General features: G+C 35.0%; 19 protein-coding genes. 12 read left to right on the forward strand and 7 right to left on the reverse strand.

From position 1 onward, the window contains the following. The first annotated feature begins 2 nt into the window (after positions 1-2). The 7 genes from speB (at position 3) to AC1B0Z_RS08360 (ending at position 5,340) form a co-directional block, all read left to right on the forward strand. A complete protein-coding gene (gene speB, locus AC1B0Z_RS08330; RefSeq protein WP_483795187.1) occupies positions 3-938 on the forward strand; it encodes an agmatinase in 936 nt (311 codons plus the stop codon). Further along, positions 925-1,902: a deoxyhypusine synthase family protein gene (locus AC1B0Z_RS08335; RefSeq protein ID WP_483795188.1), complete on the forward strand. Its 978-nt coding sequence runs from the start codon at positions 925-927 to the stop codon at positions 1,900-1,902. Before speB ends, AC1B0Z_RS08335 begins: the two co-directional genes overlap by 14 nt. A gap of 2 nt (positions 1,903-1,904) precedes the next feature. Further along, entirely contained in the window at positions 1,905-3,431 is a 1,527-nt protein-coding gene (locus AC1B0Z_RS08340) for a GNAT family N-acetyltransferase (RefSeq protein ID WP_483795189.1), read from the forward strand. 46 nt (positions 3,432-3,477) lie between these two features. Continuing rightward, on the forward strand, positions 3,478-3,804 hold the full coding sequence (locus AC1B0Z_RS08345) for a hypothetical protein (RefSeq protein WP_483795190.1): 327 nt from the start codon (positions 3,478-3,480) through the stop codon (positions 3,802-3,804). Positions 3,805-3,822: 18 nt separating this feature from the next. Then, positions 3,823-4,044 carry a hypothetical protein gene (locus tag AC1B0Z_RS08350; protein WP_483795191.1) on the forward strand — a complete coding sequence of 74 codons (222 nt, stop codon included), beginning with the start codon at positions 3,823-3,825 and terminating at the stop codon, positions 4,042-4,044. Positions 4,045-4,065: 21 nt separating this feature from the next. After that, on the forward strand, positions 4,066-4,623 hold the full coding sequence (locus AC1B0Z_RS08355; protein ID WP_483795193.1) for an RMD1 family protein: 558 nt from the start codon (positions 4,066-4,068) through the stop codon (positions 4,621-4,623). Positions 4,624-4,959: 336 nt separating this feature from the next. Beyond that, the gene (locus AC1B0Z_RS08360; RefSeq protein ID WP_483795194.1) at positions 4,960-5,340 is read left to right on the forward strand and encodes a hypothetical protein; all 381 of its coding nucleotides are present in this window, start codon (positions 4,960-4,962) and stop codon (positions 5,338-5,340) included. 182 nt (positions 5,341-5,522) lie between these two features. Here AC1B0Z_RS08360 and AC1B0Z_RS08365 read toward each other — a convergent pair whose 3' ends face one another. The 6 genes from AC1B0Z_RS08365 to AC1B0Z_RS08390 all read right to left on the reverse strand — a co-directional run bounded on the left by AC1B0Z_RS08365 (position 5,523) and on the right by AC1B0Z_RS08390 (position 13,028). After that, positions 5,523-7,076, reverse strand: coding sequence for an MptA/MptB family glycosyltransferase (locus tag AC1B0Z_RS08365; RefSeq protein WP_483795195.1), 1,554 nt, complete (start codon positions 7,074-7,076; stop codon positions 5,523-5,525). A 303-nt stretch (positions 7,077-7,379) separates the two neighbouring features. Continuing rightward, complete coding sequence (locus AC1B0Z_RS08370) at positions 7,380-8,870, reverse strand: cellulose synthase family protein (RefSeq protein ID WP_483795196.1); 1,491 nt, start codon at positions 8,868-8,870, stop codon at positions 7,380-7,382. Further along, positions 8,870-9,559 carry a glycosyltransferase family 2 protein gene (locus tag AC1B0Z_RS08375; protein ID WP_483795197.1) on the reverse strand — a complete coding sequence of 230 codons (690 nt, stop codon included), beginning with the start codon at positions 9,557-9,559 and terminating at the stop codon, positions 8,870-8,872. The genes AC1B0Z_RS08370 and AC1B0Z_RS08375 overlap by 1 nt, the downstream gene beginning before the upstream one ends. Beyond that, positions 9,556-10,032 carry a toxin-antitoxin system YwqK family antitoxin gene (locus tag AC1B0Z_RS08380; RefSeq protein ID WP_483795199.1) on the reverse strand — a complete coding sequence of 159 codons (477 nt, stop codon included), beginning with the start codon at positions 10,030-10,032 and terminating at the stop codon, positions 9,556-9,558. Before AC1B0Z_RS08380 ends, AC1B0Z_RS08375 begins: the two co-directional genes overlap by 4 nt. Positions 10,033-10,055: 23 nt before the next feature. Continuing rightward, entirely contained in the window at positions 10,056-11,678 is a 1,623-nt protein-coding gene (locus AC1B0Z_RS08385; protein WP_483795201.1) for a 4Fe-4S binding protein, read from the reverse strand. A 12-nt stretch (positions 11,679-11,690) separates the two neighbouring features. After that, positions 11,691-13,028, reverse strand: a complete 1,338-nt coding sequence (locus AC1B0Z_RS08390; protein WP_483795202.1) for an NAD(P)/FAD-dependent oxidoreductase — start codon at positions 13,026-13,028, stop codon at positions 11,691-11,693. A 427-nt stretch (positions 13,029-13,455) separates the two neighbouring features. Here AC1B0Z_RS08390 and AC1B0Z_RS08395 point away from each other — a divergent pair, with 427 nt between their 5' ends. The 5 genes from AC1B0Z_RS08395 to AC1B0Z_RS08415 all read left to right on the forward strand — a co-directional run bounded on the left by AC1B0Z_RS08395 (position 13,456) and on the right by AC1B0Z_RS08415 (position 18,345). After that, entirely contained in the window at positions 13,456-14,169 is a 714-nt protein-coding gene (locus AC1B0Z_RS08395; RefSeq protein ID WP_483795204.1) for a DUF547 domain-containing protein, read from the forward strand. 90 nt (positions 14,170-14,259) lie between these two features. After that, positions 14,260-15,159 (forward strand): hypothetical protein, encoded by a 900-nt coding sequence (locus AC1B0Z_RS08400; RefSeq protein WP_483795205.1) that lies wholly within the window; start codon positions 14,260-14,262, stop codon positions 15,157-15,159. 190 nt (positions 15,160-15,349) lie between these two features. Then, the gene (locus AC1B0Z_RS08405) at positions 15,350-16,351 is read left to right on the forward strand and encodes a glycoside hydrolase family 113 (protein WP_483795206.1); all 1,002 of its coding nucleotides are present in this window, start codon (positions 15,350-15,352) and stop codon (positions 16,349-16,351) included. A 6-nt stretch (positions 16,352-16,357) separates the two neighbouring features. Continuing rightward, entirely contained in the window at positions 16,358-17,089 is a 732-nt protein-coding gene (locus AC1B0Z_RS08410; protein WP_483795208.1) for a hypothetical protein, read from the forward strand. Next, positions 17,086-18,345 carry a POTRA domain-containing protein gene (locus AC1B0Z_RS08415; RefSeq protein WP_483795209.1) on the forward strand — a complete coding sequence of 420 codons (1,260 nt, stop codon included), beginning with the start codon at positions 17,086-17,088 and terminating at the stop codon, positions 18,343-18,345. Before AC1B0Z_RS08410 ends, AC1B0Z_RS08415 begins: the two co-directional genes overlap by 4 nt. A 92-nt stretch (positions 18,346-18,437) precedes the next feature. Here the strand turns inward: AC1B0Z_RS08415 and AC1B0Z_RS08420 are convergent, their stop codons facing one another. Next, positions 18,438-21,890: a pyruvate carboxylase gene (locus AC1B0Z_RS08420; RefSeq protein WP_483795211.1), complete on the reverse strand. Its 3,453-nt coding sequence runs from the start codon at positions 21,888-21,890 to the stop codon at positions 18,438-18,440. Between the last annotated feature and the right edge of the window lie 84 nt (positions 21,891-21,974).

Consider the following 21,974-nt stretch of genomic DNA (forward strand, 5'->3'; position numbering starts at 1 on the left):
CAATGAAAACGACATACGCTGGAATTCCAGAAGAATTAGCAAAACTAGAACAAGCAAAAATTGTTTTAATTCCTGTGCCTTATGATGGCACTAGCACATGGCAAAAAGGAGCTGATAAAGGGCCTCAGGCTTTTTTAGAAGCTTCAGAAAACATGGAGCTTTATGATATTGAAACCGATACAGAAGTGTATCAACAAGGAGTGTTTTTAGCCGATGCGATTACTGAAAATGCATCGCCAGAAACGATGGTTGATGCGGTACATCAGGCCACTAAAAAGTACATTAAGAAAAACAAGTTTGTAACCATTTTTGGAGGCGAGCATTCTATTTCTATAGGTACTATTCGTGCGTTTAACGAGATGTACCCAAATTTAACGGTGTTACATATTGATGCGCATGCAGATTTACGTCAATCTTACGAAGGTTCTACTTGTAACCACGCTTGTGCGGTATATGAAGCGAGCCAAAACACCAATCTAATTCAAGTGGGGATTCGCTCTATGGACATCATGGAAAAAATGGTTATGGACCAAGAGAAAACCTATTTTGCGCATGATATGGCTGTGGATGATACTTGGATGGATTCAGCTATCGACCAAATGACGGATAATGTATTTATTACGTTCGATTTAGATGCATTCGACCCTTCTATTTTACCAAGTACCGGCACTCCAGAACCGGGTGGTTTATTGTGGTATGAAACTTTGGAATTCTTAAAACAAGTCTTTGAAGAGAAAAATGTGGTAGGATTTGATATTGTTGAATTATGCCCAAATTCAAAAGAAAAATCATCAGACTTTTTAGCAGCTAAATTGTATTACAAAATGTTAAGCTATAAGTTTATAAATGAAGATGCCGAAGATGAATACGATAATGCATTTCAAAAAACAGAACAAAAAAAGAACACTTTAAAATTTATTGAAGATGACAACTACTAAAGGGCCAATTTCTCAATTTATAGAACACCACTATTTACACTTTAATGCAGCCGCTTTGGTAGATGCAGCAAAAGGCTATGAAGCACAATTAAACAACGGTGCTAAAATGTTGGTGTCTTTAGCAGGCGCTATGAGTACCGCAGAATTAGGTAAGAGTTTTGCAGAAATGATTCGTCAAGATAAAGTGCAAATTATTTCTTGTACTGGAGCGAATTTAGAAGAAGATATCATGAATTTGGTGGCACATTCGCATTACAAACGAGTACCTAATTATCGAGATTTAACACCTCAAGAAGAATGGGATTTGTTAGAAAAAGGATTAAACCGCGTTACCGATACTTGTATTCCTGAAGAAGAGGCATTTAGAAGATTGCAACAACATATCTTTGAAATTTGGAAAGATGCAGAAGCTAAAGGTGAACGCTATTTACCTCATGAATATATGTATAAAATGTTGTTATCGGGTGTTTTAGAGCAGTACTATGAAATTGATGTAAAAGATTCTTGGATGTATGCAGCAGCAGAAAAAAACTTGCCTATTGTTTGCCCTGGTTGGGAAGATAGTACGATGGGAAATATTTTTGCTAGCTATGTTTTAAAAGGCGAATTGCAAGCTAGCACCATGAAATCGGGTATTGAATACATGACGTTTTTAGCCGATTGGTACACAGAAAATTCATCAAAAGGAATTGGTTTCTTCCAAATTGGTGGTGGTATTGCTGGCGATTTCCCTATATGTGTGGTGCCTATGTTGTATCAAGATATGGAGCGTACAGATACTCCATTTTGGAGTTATTTTTGTCAGATTTCAGACTCTACAACCAGTTATGGGTCGTATTCTGGAGCAGTCCCAAATGAGAAAATCACTTGGGGAAAACTAGACATTGATACACCAAAATTTATCATAGAAAGTGATGCTACTATTGTTGCGCCTTTAATTTTTGCTTATCTTTTGGGTTGGTAATTATGAATATAGAAAACATTGAAAATATTGAACTAAAGTTTTTAACCGTTGACGATTACGAAGAATTAAAACATGCAACGTTAGAAGCTTATGGTGGCGTTTTAGATTCCTATTGGAAAAAACACCATATAGAGCAGTTAACGTCACTTTTTCCAGAAGGTCAGGTAGTTATAAAAATTGATGGGCAATTAGCAGGATGCGCACTATCATTAATTGTAGATTATAATACGATTGACGATGAGCACACTTATGCTGATATTATTGAAGGGGAATCTTTTAACAGACATAATCCTAAAGGAGATGTTTTGTATGGCATAGACGTTTTTATAAAACCTGAATTTAGAGGCTTACGATTAGGAAGACGTTTGTATGATTATAGAAAGGAGGTTTGTGAAAACCTTAACCTAAAAGGTATTATATTTGGTGGTAGAATGCCAAATTATCATAAGCATAAGGATTTATCGCCAAAAGCTTATATAGAAAAGGTAAAGCGAAAAGAAATTCATGATCCTGTTTTAAACTTTCAAATTTCTAATGATTTTCATCCAGTACGAATTTTAAAAGGCTATTTAGAAGGCGATTCGGCATCCAACGAATATGCTGTATTAATGGAATGGGATAATATATACTATACCAAACCATCTAAAAAAGCAAGTGCGGTAAAAACAATTGTTCGATTGGGCTTAATACAATGGCAAATGAGAACCTACAAAGATTTTGATGCATTAATGCAACAGGTAGAGTATTTTATAGATAGTGTTGCAGCATACAGATCAGATTTTGCACTTTTGCCGGAATTTTTCAATGCGCCATTAATGGCAGAGTTTAATCATTTGCATGAACCAGAGGCCATACGTGAGTTAGCTAAATTTACTAATCAAATAGTTGATAAGTTAAAAGAGTTTTCTATAAGCTATAACATCAATATTATTTCTGGTAGTATGCCTGAGGTTATAGATGACAAGCTATACAATGTAGGCTACTTATGTAAGAGAGACGGAAGCATAGAGCGCTATGAAAAAATTCATGTTACCCCGGATGAAGCAAAAGTGTGGGGCATGCAAAAGGGAAATAAATTAAAAGCTTTTGATACAGATTGTGGTAAAATAGGTGTTTTAATTTGTTATGATTCAGAGTTTCCCGAATTATCAAGACTTTTAGCAGATGAAGGTATGGATATATTATTTGTGCCTTTTTTAACAGATACCCAAAACGGTTATTCAAGAGTGCGTTTGTGTGCTCAGGCAAGAGCTATAGAAAATGAATGTTATGTTGCTATTGCAGGAAGTGTTGGTAATTTGCCTAATGTGAATAATATGGATATTCAATATGCGCAATCTGCCGTATTTACACCTTGTGACTTTTCATTTCCTAGTAATGGTATTAAAGCAGAGGCAACGCCAAATACTGAAATGATATTAGTAGCAGATGTAGATATTAGTTTATTGAGAGAATTACATTCCTTTGGTGCTGTAAAAAATCTTAAAGACAGAAGAAAAGATTTTTACGATGTTATTCGTGTTAAATAATCATAAATATTATCTTTATAACAACTATAACCCCAACTAAATAAAAATGAAAAATAGAAATGATAATTTAAAACGTGTAATCGTCGATTTTAAAAAGCTAACACCAGAAATTCTGGCAATGTTAGTAGATAAATATCCTGATGGTTATGATGATGATGATATTGTGTCTTTCAAGAATCAACATAATGAATTAATAGAAGCTGTTGAAATCATTACAGAAGATACCAAATATTTAGTAAAAGTAAGTACAAAACTAGAAGTGACCATGGAGAATTATGATGAAGATGACTATGAAGATTTTGATGATGATGATCCAGAAGCAGTACAGCCTCCAAACATGGACGAAGATCCAGAAGATGATAACGACGATTAATACTTTATAATTTATAACATGAGAACAGCCGCTTTTAAGTCTTACAAAAACGGTTATTACACATTTTGGTTTGAAAATGGTGAGGAGCTAGCTTTTGAAGAAGTGCACCCTCGCGTTTTAAAACAATTCGATTTAAAAAACGATAAAAGCTTAGTGGATAAGGATTTCAGGATTACTTTTGTTGAAGATGGTGATGACGATGATCCTATTTACCGAGTTGAAAGTTTAAAACCTCTTTAAAGACACTTTACATATTATAAAATGTTTAAGGTAGTTGCTTACCAAGTAGCTGGTGCTATCAATTTAAAAGCAGCTAAACAAGAATTGCCGTGGCAATTGATGTTTCAAGATAGCGACGAACTTTACTATAAAAGTTCAAACGAAAAATTCGTTTACCTCTTTCAATATGGTATGGCGGGTTTTTTTAATATGACCAATAGTGAAATAAAAAATGCAATAGGGTTAATGCAGCCGTTTTGTACGGATTATTTTGCCGACCGATTATCAGAATCGGTTGAAGTTATCATTGAGCCCAATGTAATCAAGGTTCAATTTGACAGTATTGTATTGCCAGAATTAGATGAAGAAATGATACGCTTGGTGATATTGAATACCTCACAATCTGTAGCGCTTCAAAGATATTCCGAAATTACAGAAACTTTGCTCAAAGATACTAATTCGCATACTATGTATTTAGAAAGGAATGGAAAATTGGATATTTCTGGTCATAAATTGAAGCGATTCATCGGGAAAGTCTTAAATATTAAAAATAAGATTTCAGAGAACCTTTATATTTTTGATGCCCCAGATATTGTTTAGGAAAATGAAAAACTTAACAAACTGAACCAAGATTTAAAATTAGCTTTCGATTTAAAAGATAGATATCGACTGATTCACGATCGTATCGAAATCATTAAGGAAAACCTTGAACTATTTAAGGATATCATGGATCACAAGGAAAGTAGTCGGTTAGAATGGATTATCATTATTTTAATTGTAATTGAGGTGATTGACCTGTTCGTAGAAAAAATATTCAGTTAAATACAACAATTTACAGGAATTAACGTATATTTAATTAGTTGATTACTAAGTGGTTTTGTGACAAATTCACTTAAAGTCATTAGTTTTTTTAAATGTAAAACAAAGTAATAAGATATGAAAACACAAAGATTAATTGTTATAATTGGATTTATGATGGCATTTTTGTCATTATCAAGTTTTAAAATAGTGGAAACTTCAAATAATGAAGTATTGAAGATTCAAGCCCAAGAAGGCTTAATAGTATACGCCACCTATGATGGTAGAGAGGATTACGGCTATAATTTTATTTCTAAAGGAAAGGATGGAGAAGAGTATACGCTTACGTTTCAGAAAATTGAAGAACCTGCGTTAAGCTTATTTGATTTGAATGCCGATACTTTTGTAGGTACAAAATTTAAGGTAACTTTTAGTAGGGAAATCAAAGTATCGAAGGATGAGAACAATATGGATGACGAGGATGAAGTGAATACCATAACCATGTTAGAAAAACTCTAATACCATTTACAGCTTGAAATTACCATAATAAATTACCCCTTTTTCCTTTCTACATCAGTATAAAAAGAAACCGTAACTAAGGCTATGCTTTATTTTTTTTATATCAAGAAAAAAACAATCAATTTCTTTTACAGTAATTTCAAATCATAAATGGTATAAGAATACTAAAGCTAGATAATATATCAGGCTCTCAAGGTTTTGGGGGCTTTTTTTATGAATACTTCCCATATAAATACAGCATAAACAGCTGTATATTCCAGAGCAATTACCCAAAGATTTTCAGATTTATCAGCTTTATTAAGGTTTATGTATGCCAAATAACTTAGTATAATAACAAAGCTCCAAACTAAAGGGAATTTGTATTTAGTAAACACAGATAGTATTAAAAGCGTAGCCACGTACCAAGGATGCACTGTAGTCGTTGTAAAATAATAAAACGACAACACCAATAGCATTGCTGTAACAAGCTCTAAGGGTGTTTTATTGCTTCTAAAAAAGGTAATGATTAAAACACATATAATTACAATTATAGCTGATGCTTTTCCGATAATTGCAATTTCATTATACCCTCTAAAGGTGTATCCAATTTCTCGAGCGATGTAATATAGACTTCCGTTAAACTCGAAGTTTTGAAACCAAAGTGCTACGGTTTGCGAATAGTTGTTTATAAATTGAGATGAATAAAATGGTGCAAAAAGTAGGAGCGTGGTAATGATGACTATGGTGTAAAATCCAATGAGTTTTTTTATTCCTGCGAATGAAAGAATCCCTTTTGAAGTTTTGCTGTTTTGAGGTGTTAGCAAGGAAGCGACCTCCTCTTCATCATCATCTTCTTCTTTAGCTAAATCGAATAACGGCACATTATTCGCAGAGACGTTAGCAATGTCCCCTTGAGGGGACTTTAGGGGTGTTTTATTTGTTTTATTATCATGCGCTGATTTCTGCAAAACAAACCACTGAAAAAATAAAGGCAAAAAAATCAAAGGAATTAGTTTTACTGAAATGGAAAGGGCTAAAACCACAGCAGCAAATTGCCATTTTCCTGAATAAAGTAAATACAAACTCCAAATTAAAAAGAAAATCATCACACCTTCAAAATGGAGATTTCCTGTGAGTTCAATAATGATAAATGGATTTAGGATATACCAGAAGATATTATGAGTTGGAATATTAAGTCTTTCTAACAGTTTTTTTCCAAAATGTAAAGTGCCAAAATCAGCAGCTATTATTAGTAATCTCATAACCACTACCGACCCTAGAATACTTTTACCAGCAAACAGACCCGCAACAATAAAACAAAGCTGATTTATTGGTGGGTAATTGGTGTAATGGCTTGCATTTAATGTACCCATGCCTTCTCTTAATTCTTGAGCTTGTGCCACTGGAAATTCTCCACGACTAATAAAGGACTCAACGGTGTATAAATAGGGGTTAAATCCTTCAATAATCATGCGTCCATCCCAAATGAAGCGGTAAAAATCTTGTGAGAGGTTAGGTATGGCTAAAATAAAAAGGGCTCGAAACCCGAACGCTAAGTAGGTTAAAAATTGAATATTACTTTTACAATACTGTACTAATTTGTAGAATAAAAAGAACAAAGCACTATAAAGTGTAATGAGTTTTATATAGTCTGTTCTCACTAAATTGTATGCAAAAGCCCAATAGAATAATGCGCTTAATAACACCATGAGTAATGGTGCTTTATTAAGTTTTAAAAACGTAGGGTTTAAAAGCATGAGCAAATATAATACTATTTGTTTGTTGCTTTTTATAAAAGGAACTCACTTGATTTTGTAAAAAAATCTGCTACCTTCGTTTAACGTCGGATATAAAACATTAAAACGATTTCATATCCGCGAAACATTAAACGAACCTCCCCAAAAAATCATCATTTTATCTGCTTAAGCCTATCATTTAGCAAACATACCTGCGTTAGGGATAGTAGTGGATAGCACACAGCCCGAGGTAGGAGGTGCGAGGACTTGTAACGGATAGCCCGACCCTTGTGGTAACGCCCAAAAAATAGATACTAAAAAGCCCTAAACTTTAGACGCTAGGGACTTAAAAAATACATATCCAAAACCAACAAAAAGCATTAAGTGAAATGGAAATAACCCGAAGTCGCCTCCTTGATCCCCTACAATAAAAGCACTGTACATACCAAATCCGAAATAAGTCATTAATAGACCCTCAAAAATAACATGTACGGAAACATTACGTTTAATATACTTATTGTTCTTCCAGTTGTCTTTATATTTTTTTAGGTTGAATTTTGGAGTGCGTACAAACTCACTTTTCTTGCCTAAATGCCCCTCCAAAACAGCAATAGAGTTGTGCAATGAAAAGCCCATTGCTATTGAGAAAAACACAAAAAACATACCTATATAATTCATGAAATTTTGGACACCTCCACCATAGGTGCGTTTGTACATAATCCAATAACAAATAAAAAATATTACTGTGCTTATCACGAAAAAACTCATCACATAAAAGTAGGGCTTTAAATGTGTATATTCATTTTTTATGTAGAGCATAGGAATACTTAAAACGGCTACTATAAGTATGTTTAAAAACATAGTACTATTAAGTAAATGTAGTAGCCCATGCACTTTCGTTTTAACAGAAATATTTTCGTTTTTTAACACGCGCCAAAGCATTTTCCTAAAGTTCTCCGCTCCCCCTTTATTCCATCTAAATTGTTGAGAACGTGCAGCACTAATCACAATTGGCAATTCTGCTGGTGTTTCTACATCTTCTAGATATTTAAACTTCCAGTTTTTAAGTTGTGCGCGGTAACTTAAATCCAAATCTTCAGTAAGTGTATCACCTTCCCAATTACCTGCATCTAGTATGCATTCTTTTCTCCAAATTCCCGCTGTACCATTGAAGTTAATAAAATGCCCTTTACTATTTCTTCCTACCTGCTCTAGCGTAAAATGAGCATCTAAAGCAAAAGCCTGAATTTTGGTTAGTACAGAAAAGTTTCGATTTATGTGACCCCATCTTGTTTGTACAACACCAATGTCCTTATTCTTAAAATAAGGTACGGTATGCTTTAACCAATCTGGTTTGGGCAGAAAATCAGAATCAAAAATGGCAACAAACTCACCTTTAGCAGTTTTCAACCCTTCTTTTAATGCACCAGCCTTAAAACCTGTTCTTATTTTTCTGGTAATATGTTGAATATCCAGCCCTTTGTTTTGAAGTTGTTCAATATGAGCCCTTGTAGTTTCAATAGTTTCATCAGTAGAATCATCTAAAACCTGAATCTCTAATTTATCCTTTGGGTAGTCTATTTTGGCAATATTATCCAGCAAACGTTCCATAACATACATTTCGTTGTAAACGGGTAACTGAATCGTAACATGTGGGATTTCATCAGGATTAGACAAATCGAATACTTCGCAGTCATCGCAGTCTTTTTGAGCAGATAAATAATTGAATAATAAATTAAGCTGAGCTAAAGCGTACATAAAAATAAGCAGCAGCGCAATGGTATAAATAACAATTATTACAGTTTCTATATACATTATTTGATACTGTATTTAAAAATCCAACCCAGTATTTTTATGCCTGCAAATATAGCACCTTTTACGGTTCCTGAAACTTTTGATACACCAATTCTATTTCTATAGTTTACAGGCACTTCGGTATAACTTAGGTTTTGCTTTACAGCCTTTAATTGCATCTCTACGGTCCAACCATAGGTTTTATCTTCCATGTTAAGCGCTAGCAACTTATCGTATTTTATAGCTCTAAACGGTCCTAAATCTGTAAATGTTGCCCTAAAGAACAGTTTCATTAGGGAGGTTGCTAACCAATTGCCAAAAATTTGTGGTACAGTCATGGAGCCCTCTTCTCTCAGTTGTTTAACACGTGCTCCAATTACAAAGTCCATATCATCTTCTATAATAGGAGCTACTATTTTGGTGAGTTCTTCAGGGTAGTCGCTGTAATCCCCATCTAAAAACACTATAATATCTGGTTTCTCGGTTTTTTTTGAAACATAATTTATCCCCTTTAGGCAAGCGTAACCATAACCCTTTCGGTTCTCGGTTAAAACAGTTGCTCCTGCTTTTTCTGCGTTGGCCTCGGTAGCGTCACTGGAATTATTACTTACCACAATAATGTCATCTACCGTTGACGGAATATCGTTAATAACATTAGCTATAGAATCTGCTTCGTTGTATGCTGGAATAATGACGTTTATTCTGGTCATTTAAGGTCGTTCAAGTTATTTTCTTTTCTAAAACTGCTGAAGTCCGTCCACTCTTTTATCTGCTTTCCGTTTTTAAATTTTTTAGCTGAAACTAGCTTTTCATTTCTATACATCAAGCAATAGCCGTTTTTTTGATTATTCTTTAGCTGACATTTATGATTAATTTTCTCCATATCATCATAAAACAACCACCAATCATTCTTTTTGCCGTCTTGAAAATGCCCTTCACTTTCCTTTGTGCCATTTTCGCGGTAAAAATACCAATACTTTATGGGTTTATCATTTTTGTAATGCCCTTCTTTTTTAACCTTTCCGTTTTTATAGTAAAACGTCCAATATTTAACTTTTATGTTTTTGTCTACCCAACCTTCAGTTTTCAAACTACCGTTTTCATAATATAATTTTTGATAGATTTTTTGCGAGTAAACCTTGAAACTTAATAAAACTATTACTAGAAGAAATAAGTGTTTCATTTTAATTTTAGATTGTTGACACCCTATTTTTGATTCACTAAATCCATCAAGTCCACATCATTCCCAAGTAATATTTCAGTAGGATTAATACGGCCTTTTTCTGGACCATTTTCCAATTTTAAAACACCTCTTGGACAAACCGCAGAACACACACCGCAACCCACACAACTAGCTCTTACAATATTTTCACCCTTTTGTGCATAAGCACGCACATCAATTCCTTGCTCGCAATAGGTTGAACAATTTCCGCAGGAAATACATTGTCCGCCATTAGTTGTAATTCTAAATCGAGACTTAAAACGTTGCACCAAACCTAAGTATGCCGCTAACGGGCAGCCAAAACGACACCAAACTCTATTCCCAAAAATAGGATAAAACCCTGTGCCAATTACACCTGCAAACCATGCACCAATCAGGAAACTATAGGTGTCTTTTATCCATTGTGATTTGATACCTAAAAATGCCTCAGCACCTGAAAAATAGCAGTATAATGTAACCAAAGTCATTACTAACGAAAACACTAAAACAGAATGAATCAACCAGCGCTCCAATTTCCATGCATTCAAGCTTTTATTAGAATGTTGTCTGTAAGGATCTCCTAGAGTTTCGGCCAAACCTCCACAACCACAAACCCATGAACAATACCATCTTTTTCCGAAGAAATACACCATTACGGGTACAATAACTATAGTTAATACAACACCCCAAACTAATATAAAAAGTCCGACAGCACCGCTTTCTCTCAAGCTCTCTAAATTCCATTCAAAAAAGAAATCATAATCTAAAGGAAATGCATTTTTAAAATCGTATCCAGGCATGTTTAAACTTGTCATGATTTCTGGAATGAGAAATGCAAAAACTATCTGAAAAAACAATACGGATGTAGTACGAATAATTTGGTACTTATTATGTCTATATTTTATGTACATACGCACTGCCATTACCAACATAATAACACAATACAGAAATCCATACACAAACCACTGACTTGCGGACCCTCCATTTAAAAACGTACTAATGGGGTCTAAAATGTAAGTCCAGTTCACCACATAATCTGGCATAAAATACAATAGTAGATAGAACATCACCAGGTATATCAATACTAACCACGCAATCCAACCACGATTGGTACTCGCTTCATGATAAATACCGTTATGTTTAATACCTGGTCTGCCCAATAAAATAAGATTAGGTAAAATAAATAGTAATGCCCCAATTATTGCTAATCCAAAAGTGAGCCACCATAACAAACCTGCATTCTCCTTTACAAAACCAGAACCAGCTTTTTTAGCCAGCTCATAACTCAAAGTATGGGGTTTTCCATAAATAAGATATTGGTAATGCTCACCTTTTTTATCCCAATTCTTCTCTGCATCATATTTAGCGATTAAGTCATTGTAGTGGTTGTTAGAAGCTTCGTAAGCACCTCTAACACGACTTGAAAACTCAAAAATATTTAGGTCTTCTGCCGTTACTACTGCCTTATGCAACTCATCTTTAATAATGTCGCTTTTGTAACCTTTAGAAGTGATAAATTCATTTAACTGAGCTTCAGATAAACTAAAACTACCTGTAAAAAGGGATCCTGTAAAAATGCTTAAACCTATAATGAATAAGACTAATCCTAATTGTTTTAAAATTTTCATATCCAATTCTTTTTAAGCAAAAATGCGTTTCCAGCTTTTCTTTTTCAGCTGTATGTTAGTGTTATTCTCTTCGTTAAATTTTGAAACGATATCCCGTTCGTGAAGTTTATAAAATTCGGGGTCAAAATTGGCATCGGCCAAATGCTCTAATACATAATCTACCGATTGCTTTTCGTTCAAAACGCCATCAAAAAACTCATGACGCATACGAATTCCAAAGGTGTTAATCCCAATAAATTCGCGCGTATTCTTATCATAATTGATGTGGATACACTTGTTGCCGTCGGCATGCTCCCAATAAAAACGCGCTTCGTTATCGCGAGGTTGCGCCCAAACCCAACCATAAGTTTGGTATTCAATATCCATAAATTTAGCAGAGTTAAACCAATGTCCCGGTTTGTATTGAATGCGATTACCACAAATGGTTTGCGCCACAGTTTCTCCCATCATTCTGCCCGTGTACCAAACGGCTTCAATGGGTCTACGTTGGTCTATGCCTTCATGCTGTTCTGCACAATCACCTATGGCGTATACATCTTCAACATTAGTTTCCAAAAATCGATTCACCTTTACACCACGCCCCGTTTCAATTCCAGAGTCTTTTATAAAATCAATATTTGGAGAAACGCCTGCCGTTAAACCGACCACATTACATGTAATTTCTTCACCAGTTTCCTCTATAATCACAGATTTTACCTGTCCGTTTTCATCAGCCACAATCTCTCGGAGGTTTGTAGAAAGCCTTAAATCAATACCATTGGCAATAATTTCGCGATTAATCATAGCACTTTCAGCTTCTGGTAAAACACCATTCCAAAAACTAGGTTCTCTCACTAAAAAGGTTACTGGAATATGTCTAGAATGTAGCATTTCAGCCAACTCAATACCAATTAAACCACCACCAACAATTACAGCCCTTTTACATACTTTATTATTTGGTGCATATTTTTCAAGATTCTCCAAATCTTGCTTATGGTACATCCCCATAACACCATCCAAATCTTGCCCAGGCCACCCAAATTTATTGGGTTTACTGCCCGTAGCGATAATCAATGTATCATATTGCAACGTGTCGCCATCAGCAAAATGCAAGGTTTTGGTTGAGGTTTCAATTTCCTTTACATACCCCTTTTTTAGGGCAATCCTGTTTTTCTTCCAAAACCAATTTTCATACGGTTGCGTATGCTCAAATTTCATGTGCCCCATATATACATACATCAACGCCGTACGGGAAAAGAAATAATCAGTTTCAGCAGAAACAATGGTGATTTTTTTATCGGAAAGTTTTCTAATATGTCTGGCCGCCGTAACGCCAGAAATACCGTTTCCTATTATAACTACATGATCCATAATTTGGTTGTTAGTTTACGTTTTAAGTGTTTGGGCGTTCCCACGCTCTGGCGTGGTCGGGCTTTCCGCTATATCTTTTCGCGAAGCGTCCCGAACTCGTTTCAAGATCTCATCCGTTTAAGATAATTTCAGTATCAATGTAACTTTCTAGTTACTATAACTTCGCAAAAAGGATGCCGCTGCAATCCCTAACGCGGGTGTACTTGCCACAAACAATTTGTGTTTGCAACAACTAGGTTGCCCTACATAGGTCGCATCTAAAGATAAGAACTTAACACACGGTTTTAATTTAGAACAAGTTTAAATAGATTTACCCTTGTAAGGAATTGCACAACCGCAAGACGCGAAAAATTTGTTGTTTTTTTGAAAGTTTCTTGAAATAAGGCAGACTTAGGGTTAAGAAATCGAAAATTCAAATCATTCAAAAATGAAAAAATATATCCTTTTAATCGCTTTTGTTTCAGCAGCATTTTCTGTAAAAGCACAAGACTTAAATACATTCTTTAGTAAAGCAGATGCCTTTTTTAAAGCAAACGTTGCAAACGGTAGAGTAGCTTATGATAAAATTCATAAAGACCCATCACAATTACAAGACGTATTAAAACTAGCCCAAGGCATTTCAGTAGAAAAAAGCGATGCCAAAAACTATCAAGCCTTTTGGATAAACGCTTATAATTTGTCAGTAATAAAAGGCTTAATCGATAAATACCCCACAAAATCACCATTGGATAATGCTGGCTTTTTTGATAAAACAAAGCATAATATTGGTGGAAAAAACGTCACTTTAAATGATATTGAGCACAAATTACTAAGAGGACAATTTAATGATGCACGTTTCCACTTCGTATTGGTATGCGGTGCTGTGGGATGTCCTCCTTTAATCAATAAGGCTTACCTGCCCGATACTCTAGATGCACAATTAGAAGCGCAAACTAAAAAAGCCATAAACGGGAGTTTCATTCAAGTAAATTCAAAGAAAAGTCGCGTGCAACTATCTCAAATTATGGAATGGTACAAAGAGGATTTTAAAACTAAAGACATGGATGAAATCGACTTCATAAACAACTATAGAACCGAAAAATTAGAGGGAAAATGGAAGCTAAGTTATTTCCCTTACGATTGGACCATCAATAAACAATAATAAATTCCTGCGAAGACAGGAATCTCAAAAACGGATTTAAATACGTTACTCTATCAAGGAGTAACACCTAATAAACCAAAAATCAAAACGATGAAAAGAATAATAGCAATAGCAGTAGTAATGGTAATCTCATTTTCGGGATTTGCACAAGAAGAAGAGGAACAACGTAGTGTCATTCAAACCTACACACCATCAATCTTATTAAAAAAGGGACAATGGGACATCAAATGGTTTAATAATTTATATACAGAGACGAAGGATTTATTCGGAAACCAAGAAGGTACTCAAAAGCAAGATATCGATAGAAATACATTTTTTACCTCTTCAGTAGATATCTTTACAGGGGTTTCAGAAAATAACAATATAAACGTTGGGCTGTTATTCGAAATTCGCTCTAACGTCATAGGAGGACGAAAAGCTTTAGATGTATTCTCTTTTGATGGCGAAAGAGGATCAGCACGCTCTGGTTTAACATCATTCGCACCAGCAATTAAATTCAACCCTATTAAAAGTGTTGGTAACTTCACTATTCAAACCGCATTTCATATTCCATTAATTGATAATGAAACCGAAGATGGTGTATTTTTAGATCAAGATGGTTTTATATTTCAAAATAGATTCTTTTATGATTACAGTTTTGCAGGCGGCGATTGGCAGTTATTTACTGAACTGAATACAGAGTACAACTTTGGCGAACAAGCGAGTTTTGCTTATAACAGTTTGCGCTTAACACCTGGAGCGTTTTTAAGTTATTTTCCAAGCTCTAAGTTTACGGTTTTAGGTTTGGTACAACACTTACAGCTTATTTCCTTTGGTGGAAACGATCAGGGGGCGAACGATTTTAGTCAAAATGCCACAATTCTTGGTGGTGGTGCTAAGTATCAATTAACTAAAGAACTGAATGTTGAATTTTTATATTCAAACTTCTTTAGAGGAAAAAATACAGGTTTAGGGCAAACATTTAACATTGGCTTAAGAGCATTGTTTTAGACTTTTACGGTAAATTAATTGACGTTACTGCGTTAGGGATTGAACGGCATGTTTGAGCTCCTCGCAGAGAGCGAGTAGTGAAAGCTCGACCGAAGCGATCCTGCAAGGTTTTGAAAACCTTGTAGGTATGAGCGAAGGTAACGCCAAATTAATTTTATAAATAGTAAATTAGGAGCTTAAAGCGTATTACATGAAAGCGTTTAAGCTCCTTTTTTTTGTGCTGATCATAAATTTTCAGTCGTGCACCACACAAACCAAAAAAATTAATGGTGTAAGTTTTGTTGCTGCCAATGCAGAAGTGAGCGCAAAACATGTTAATCCCGTGGTAAAGGTAAATGCAAATTACGCAGCTGTCATGCCTTTTGGGTTTATTCGAGATTTAAAACATCCTGAAATTATCTACAATACGCAACGGCAATGGTTCGGAGAAACTTCAAAAGGTGCAACACAATATATAGGCGAGCTTAGAAAAAAAGACATCAAAATCATGCTAAAGCCCCAAATTTGGGTGTGGCGTGGAGAATTCACAGGCTATATTGAAATGGATAATGAAACCGATTGGAAACTACTTGAAAAAGCCTATTCAAAATTTATTTTAGACTATGCGCTGTTAGGGCAGCAACTTAATGTCGACATACTTTGTATCGGTACTGAATTAGAACGTTTTATAGCCAATAGAACACGGTTTTGGAAAGCGTTGATCAAAAAGATAAAAACTATTTACAAAGGAAAACTAACCTACGCTGCCAATTGGGATGAGTTTAAACGGACGCCTTTTTGGGGTGATTTGGATTTTATCGGGGTTGATGCCTATTTTCCCGTAAGCAATAGCAAAACACCAACTATTGAGGAGTGCTTAGAAGGTTGGAAAGCGCATAAAAAAGTGATTCAGGATATTTCTGTGAAATATGACAAACCAATTTTGTTTACAGAATTTGGATATCGAAGTGTAGATTTCTCTGGAAAGGAGCCGTGGAAAAGTGATAGAAATATGGGGGCAGTTAATTTAGAAGCCCAAAACAATACCACAGCAGCACTATTCGAAACCTTTTGGAAAGAGGAATGGTTTGGAGGTGGTTTTGTTTGGAAATGGTTCATCAATCATGAAAAAGTTGGAGGAGAAGATAATCCCATGTTTACGCCACAAAACAAACCAGTTGAAGCAATAATTCGTATTTATTATAAGCACTAATTTATAATGGGTAAACTTAGATATCTAATACTTTGTCTTTTCGTGGTGATGTCATGCACTGATACTGACGACGTCATTGAGCAAACCTTAGAATTATATACTTCAAGCAAACCCGCTGAAAAAGGAGCAGTTATAGCATGTGCAGCAAGTGATAATGATACAGGAGACGTACTTACTTTTTTTTATCCAGAGGAAGACGCCGGCAACATTAGGTTTTATGAAACCGAAAATGCGCAGCAAGATCACGAAGATTATACAAATTACAAGCAGGTATTTTTAGTGAGCGACCCTTTTTTTAATGGCCATTTAGGGAAATTCACGCAATCCAATTCCAATGAAAAATGGGTGATCATCACTTTTGAATTGGATGGGGAAATAAAAATTTCCAATCCTATTCGTATTAAACACCAATCCAAACCCACAGTTTGGACAGATGCCGTAGCTATAAATCAAAACATCTCTGGTATGCCAAATTTTTCATGGCAACATAATGCTACGGGTGCTAACGCAATTTATTTTCAGGTCATTTCAGATGCAGAGGACAATTTACTTTCTGGAACATATACCTATGAAAGTATGTTTCAATATTATAATACTAGCAATGTGGTTTTAAATGTTACCACACAATTACCACCACCAGATTTAGTTTTGGGAAATACCTATAATTTCACCTTAATGGACGTAAGTTTGGATAATTGGGTGAATTCGGTAATAACAAAATCGTTTAGCGCCCAATGATGAAAAAAAATTTAACTTATGTTTTAGTGCTGTGTTGTAGCTTTTTTGCCTTTGCCCAAAACGCAGTTGTTGCAGACCTTAAAATTCAAGGAAACGAAAAAATAAAATCGTCTTTCCTGAGAAAAATTGCAGTGGTAAAGCCAGATGAACCTTTAGACTCTGTAGCCATAGAAGAGGACATTAAACTTATAAAAAGATTACCCTCTGTATCTCATGCCTCATACCAAGTTTTTTCAGCAGGAGATAACACCTATAATGTATTTTATAATATTGAAGAGAACTTTACTCTTATCCCATCCGTAAATTTTTATACCACTGATGAAGACGAATTTGCATACCGTTTGGGGTTGTATGAATTTAACGCCTTTGGAAACAACATTATTATTGGAGGGTTTTATCAAAAAGATATTTATGATTCTTATGCCATTAATCTTAGAGCGCCTTTTCTCTTTTCACGGCGATGGGGGTTGGCCGTAAATTATCAGGATTTAACAACACTTGAGCCTGTATTTTTCGATAACGAAACAGCACAGTATAGATACAACAATAAGAGTTATGAAATACTAGGTTTGCATAGATTTGATTTTCATAATAGACTGGAATTTGGTGTAAACTATTTTACTGAAGATTATAGATTTAGAGGAGAAAATATAAATAACAGGCCAGAATTAAACGTCCATAAATGGCTAGCGAAAGGGATTTACGAGTATAATAATCTGGATTATTTTTATCATTTCGTCTCAGGATTTAGAAGTATTTTTAACTTTCAATATGTAACGTCTACAAACGATATGCTTCCTGATTTTTTTATCGGCTGGAATGATTTTTTCTATTTCAAGCGTATAGGAGAAAGGGGGAATTGGGCTAATAGACTGCGCATGGGGCTTTCCACAAATGATGATACCCCTTTTGCGCCATTTTCAGTAGATAATAATTTAAACATTCGTGGTGTTGGTAATACCATTGATAGAGGTACGGGTGTAATTGTTATTAACACTGAATATAGGCATACGTTATATGAAAAAAACTGGTTTGTGCTTCAAGGCAATGCATTTATCGATGCAGGCACATGGCGAAACCCTGGAGGTGATTTTGGTGATTTCAGTAAAAAAGACAATTTAAAAATATATCCTGGGTTAGGGTTGCGCTTTATTCATAAGAAAATCTACAACGCCATTTTTAGAATAGATTACGGCTATGGTATTACTGAAAACTCTACTAAAGGTTTTGTTTTCGGTATTGGTCAGTATTTTTAGTGAGACTAATTTCTACAGAGATATAATTTTTTTGTAGAAATTCTAAGTTGAAATAATCTCGCCCAAAGGCGAGATCATTTTTTCACATCTTATTATTCTAAGACTACTACCAAATCATCGGCATTAACCATATACCCTGATTTTAAAACAATTTTCTTTACAGTTGCATCAGAAGTGGCGGTAATCGTAGTTTCCATTTTCATGGCTTCAATAATAAATAATGGTTGATTTTTTACCACTTTTTCACCGCGTTTCACCAGAATTGTAGAAAGCATACCTTGCAATGGTGCACCTATTTGATTTGCATCTGCCTTATCTGCTTTTACATTCTCAATTTTATCTATTTTGATAGAAGCATCTTTAATTTCTACACTTCTCCCTTGTCCGTTTACTTTAAAATATACGGTCACCATACCGTCGTTATTTGCTTTTCCAATAGAATCTAAAGTAACCAATAGTGTTTTTCCTTTGTCTAGATTTACAATAATTTCTTCACCTATTTCCATACCGTAGAAGAAGTTTTTAGTGGGAAGATTCATAAGGTTGTCATACTTTAAATGCTTATTGTAAGCATCTGTAAATACCTTAGGATAAAGTTGATAGGATAAGAAGTCAGTGAAATCTATAGTTCTGCTTAAATCATGTTCAAATATCTTCCTAAAGGCTAGGTATTCTTTTTCAATATCTAAAGGCGGAATATGGGCATTAGGGCGATCTGAATACGGTTTTTGATCTTTTAAAATAAGCTTTTGGAGTTTTTTAGGGAAACCGCCAACGGGTTGCCCCAACTCACCTTTAAACAAATCTACCACAGATTGCGGAAAGGAAATGGTGTCTCCACGTTCAATTACATCTTCAATAGTTAAATTATTACTCACTAAATATTGTGCCATGTCTCCAACTACTTTTGAACTTGGCGTTACTTTAACGATATCTCCAAAAAGTTGGTTCACCTCTCCGTACATTTTCGTGATTTCATGAAAGCGATCTTCAAGCCCTAAACCTTGTGCTTGAGGTTTTAAGTTGGAGTATTGCCCTCCGGGAATTTCGTGCTTATATACCTCTCCAGAACCAGATTTTAAACCAGACTCAAATGGGTAATAATATTCTCTTACGGCTTCCCAATAATTTGAGTATTGGTTCAAGGAATCTATGTTAATATCACTGGCTCTATCTTGAAATTTCAACATTTCAACCAGCGAATTAAAGTTAGGTTGCGACGTTAAGCCAGATAATCCGCCTAGAGCAACATCAACGACATCAACACCAGCTTCGATAGCTTTTAAGTAAGTAGCCGATTGAATGGATGAGGTATCGTGTGTGTGCAAATGCACAGGGATATTGAGTTCTGATTTTAGGGCAGAAATAAGCTCAAACGCAGCATACGGTTTTAATAAGCCTGCCATGTCTTTTACGCCTAAAATATGAGCCCCAGCATTTTCAATCTCTTTTGCAAGATTAACGTAGTATTTTAAATTATACTTAGTGTTTTCGGGGTTTAAAATATCATTGGTATAGCATATTGAACCTTCTGCTAAACCTTGCGTTCTGGTTCTTACATGTTCAATACATGGGCCTAAAGACTTCATCCAGTTAAGCGAATCAAAAATCCTAAAGACATCTACACCGTTTTCCCATGATTGCTCTACAAATTCGCCTATTAGATTGTCTGAATATGCTTTGTATCCCACGCCATTAGAGCCTCTAATTAACATTTGTAGAAGTAAATTGGGCATAGCTTTTCGTAACAATCGTAATCGTTCCCATGGGTTTTCTTGAAGAAATCTTAAGCAAACATCAAAGGTGGCACCGCCCCAAACTTCCATACTAAAAATATCAGGATGGTTTTTGGCATAACCCTCCGCTACTTTCAGCATATCATAGGTTCTCATACGTGTAGCCAATAAACTCTGATGAGCATCGCGCATGGTAGTATCTGTAAAGTGTACTTTCTTTTCTTTTAGTAACCATTGCGAAAATTGTTCTGGCCCTAATTTTGTTAGCAGGTTTTTTGTGCCTTCTTTGTATGGTGCACTAGCATCAAACTTAGGTACTTTTGGTGTTACAAATGTTTTTGAAGGGTCTGTCTTTTTAACATCAGGGTTACCATTAACAATAACGTCTCCGAGATAGGTTATTAACTTTGTAGCTCTATTTCTGGGCGCTTTAAAAACAAATAAATCTGGATTGGATTTTATGAAATTAACGGTTACTTTACCCTGTCTAAATGTATCATGTTTTAAGATGTTGTCAAGAAACGGCATGTTGGTTTTTACTCCCCTAATTCTAAATTCTGCTAATGCCCGACGTATTTTTCTACTAGCGCCATCTAGAGTCCTGCCATGCGCAGTAACTTTTACCAACATGGAATCAAAGAAAGGTGATATTTTTGCACCTTGATATATGCTTCCCGCATCTAATCGAATACCAAAACCAGAAGCGCTTCGGTAAGCGGAAACGGTGCCGTAATCAGGTTTAAAATCGTTTTGAGGGTCTTCAGTAGTGACGCGGCATTGTAATGCAAATCCATTGATTTTCAAGGATTCTTGACTAGATATTTTTATTTGCTCATCAGATAACTTATAATCACCAGCAATAAAAATTTGAGTTTTTATTAAATCAATATTAGTGATAACCTCAGTAACTGTATGCTCTACCTGAACTCTTGGGTTTACTTCAATAAAATAAATGGAGTCATCATCATCTACCAAAAATTCAACGGTACCAATGTTATTGTAATTAACAGCTTTACATATTTTTAATGCGTATTCGTATAGCGCATTTTTGGTTTCCTCTTTTAAGCCGTAAGAAGGTGCAAATTCAATTACTTTTTGATAACGTCGTTGTACGGAACAATCTCGCTCAAACAAATGTACCATCGTACCATGGCTGTCTGCAACAATTTGGATCTCTATGTGCTTTGGGTTTTCTACAAACTTTTCTAAAAACACCGTATCATCTCCAAAAGCATTTAAAGCTTCACGCTTACTTTCGTTAAACGCACCTTTTAATTCTTCTTCCTTTCTAATGACACGCATCCCTCTACCACCACCACCAGAGGCCGCTTTAAGCATAATAGGATAGCCGATTTTTTTTGCTTCAGATATCGCTACATTAATATCCTTCAAAGGGTTTTCGTTACTTCTAATAATAGGAATGTTATTGTCTACAGCAACTTGTTTTGCAGTAATTTTATCCCCCAAAGCTCTTAAAACAGAAACTTTAGGGCCAATAAAAATAATACCATTGTCTTCACAAGCTTGCGCAAAATCTGCATTTTCAGATAAAAAACCATAACCAGGGTGTATGGCATCTGCGCCATTGCTAATGGCTATATTTATAATACCCTTAATATCTAAATAGGGTTTTAAGGGTTCGTTATCTTCACCTATTTGATAAGATTCATCAGATTTGTATCTGTGCAAGGAATAGCGGTCTTCAAAAGTATAAATACCAATGGTTTTGATATTTATTTCTGTGCAAGCTCTAAAAATTCTAATGGCGATTTCGCCACGATTGGCAACAAGTACTTTTTTGATTTTCAAGGTTTGTAGAGGTTTTAGCGGTTTGTTTTGAAACTAAATATAATTAAAGTCTGGCTATAATTTTGAGATACAGCATATTAAAAT

It is taken from the genome of Hyunsoonleella sp. J2K-J805, assembly GCF_057167125.1.

Excerpts from the sequence above, each read along its gene's own strand:
- AC1B0Z_RS08410 (WP_483795208.1), top strand. The coding sequence starts at position 16,358 with ATGGGTAAACTTAGATATCTAATACTTTGTCTTTTCGTGGTGATGTCA.
- AC1B0Z_RS08335 (WP_483795188.1), top strand. The coding sequence starts at position 925 with ATGACAACTACTAAAGGGCCAATTTCTCAATTTATAGAACACCACTAT.
- AC1B0Z_RS08365 (WP_483795195.1), bottom strand. The coding sequence starts at position 7,076 with ATGCTTTTAAACCCTACGTTTTTAAAACTTAATAAAGCACCATTACTC.
- AC1B0Z_RS08350 (WP_483795191.1), top strand. The coding sequence starts at position 3,823 with ATGAGAACAGCCGCTTTTAAGTCTTACAAAAACGGTTATTACACATTT.
- AC1B0Z_RS08400 (WP_483795205.1), top strand. The coding sequence starts at position 14,260 with ATGAAAAGAATAATAGCAATAGCAGTAGTAATGGTAATCTCATTTTCG.
- AC1B0Z_RS08405 (WP_483795206.1), top strand. The coding sequence starts at position 15,350 with ATGAAAGCGTTTAAGCTCCTTTTTTTTGTGCTGATCATAAATTTTCAG.
- speB (WP_483795187.1), top strand. The coding sequence starts at position 3 with ATGAAAACGACATACGCTGGAATTCCAGAAGAATTAGCAAAACTAGAA.
- AC1B0Z_RS08390 (WP_483795202.1), bottom strand. The coding sequence starts at position 13,028 with ATGGATCATGTAGTTATAATAGGAAACGGTATTTCTGGCGTTACGGCG.
- AC1B0Z_RS08385 (WP_483795201.1), bottom strand. The coding sequence starts at position 11,678 with ATGAAAATTTTAAAACAATTAGGATTAGTCTTATTCATTATAGGTTTA.
- AC1B0Z_RS08345 (WP_483795190.1), top strand. The coding sequence starts at position 3,478 with ATGAAAAATAGAAATGATAATTTAAAACGTGTAATCGTCGATTTTAAA.
- AC1B0Z_RS08360 (WP_483795194.1), top strand. The coding sequence starts at position 4,960 with ATGAAAACACAAAGATTAATTGTTATAATTGGATTTATGATGGCATTT.
- AC1B0Z_RS08375 (WP_483795197.1), bottom strand. The coding sequence starts at position 9,559 with ATGACCAGAATAAACGTCATTATTCCAGCATACAACGAAGCAGATTCT.
- AC1B0Z_RS08370 (WP_483795196.1), bottom strand. The coding sequence starts at position 8,870 with ATGTATATAGAAACTGTAATAATTGTTATTTATACCATTGCGCTGCTG.
- AC1B0Z_RS08395 (WP_483795204.1), top strand. The coding sequence starts at position 13,456 with ATGAAAAAATATATCCTTTTAATCGCTTTTGTTTCAGCAGCATTTTCT.
- AC1B0Z_RS08355 (WP_483795193.1), top strand. The coding sequence starts at position 4,066 with ATGTTTAAGGTAGTTGCTTACCAAGTAGCTGGTGCTATCAATTTAAAA.
- AC1B0Z_RS08340 (WP_483795189.1), top strand. The coding sequence starts at position 1,905 with ATGAATATAGAAAACATTGAAAATATTGAACTAAAGTTTTTAACCGTT.
- AC1B0Z_RS08380 (WP_483795199.1), bottom strand. The coding sequence starts at position 10,032 with ATGAAACACTTATTTCTTCTAGTAATAGTTTTATTAAGTTTCAAGGTT.
- AC1B0Z_RS08415 (WP_483795209.1), top strand. The coding sequence starts at position 17,086 with ATGATGAAAAAAAATTTAACTTATGTTTTAGTGCTGTGTTGTAGCTTT.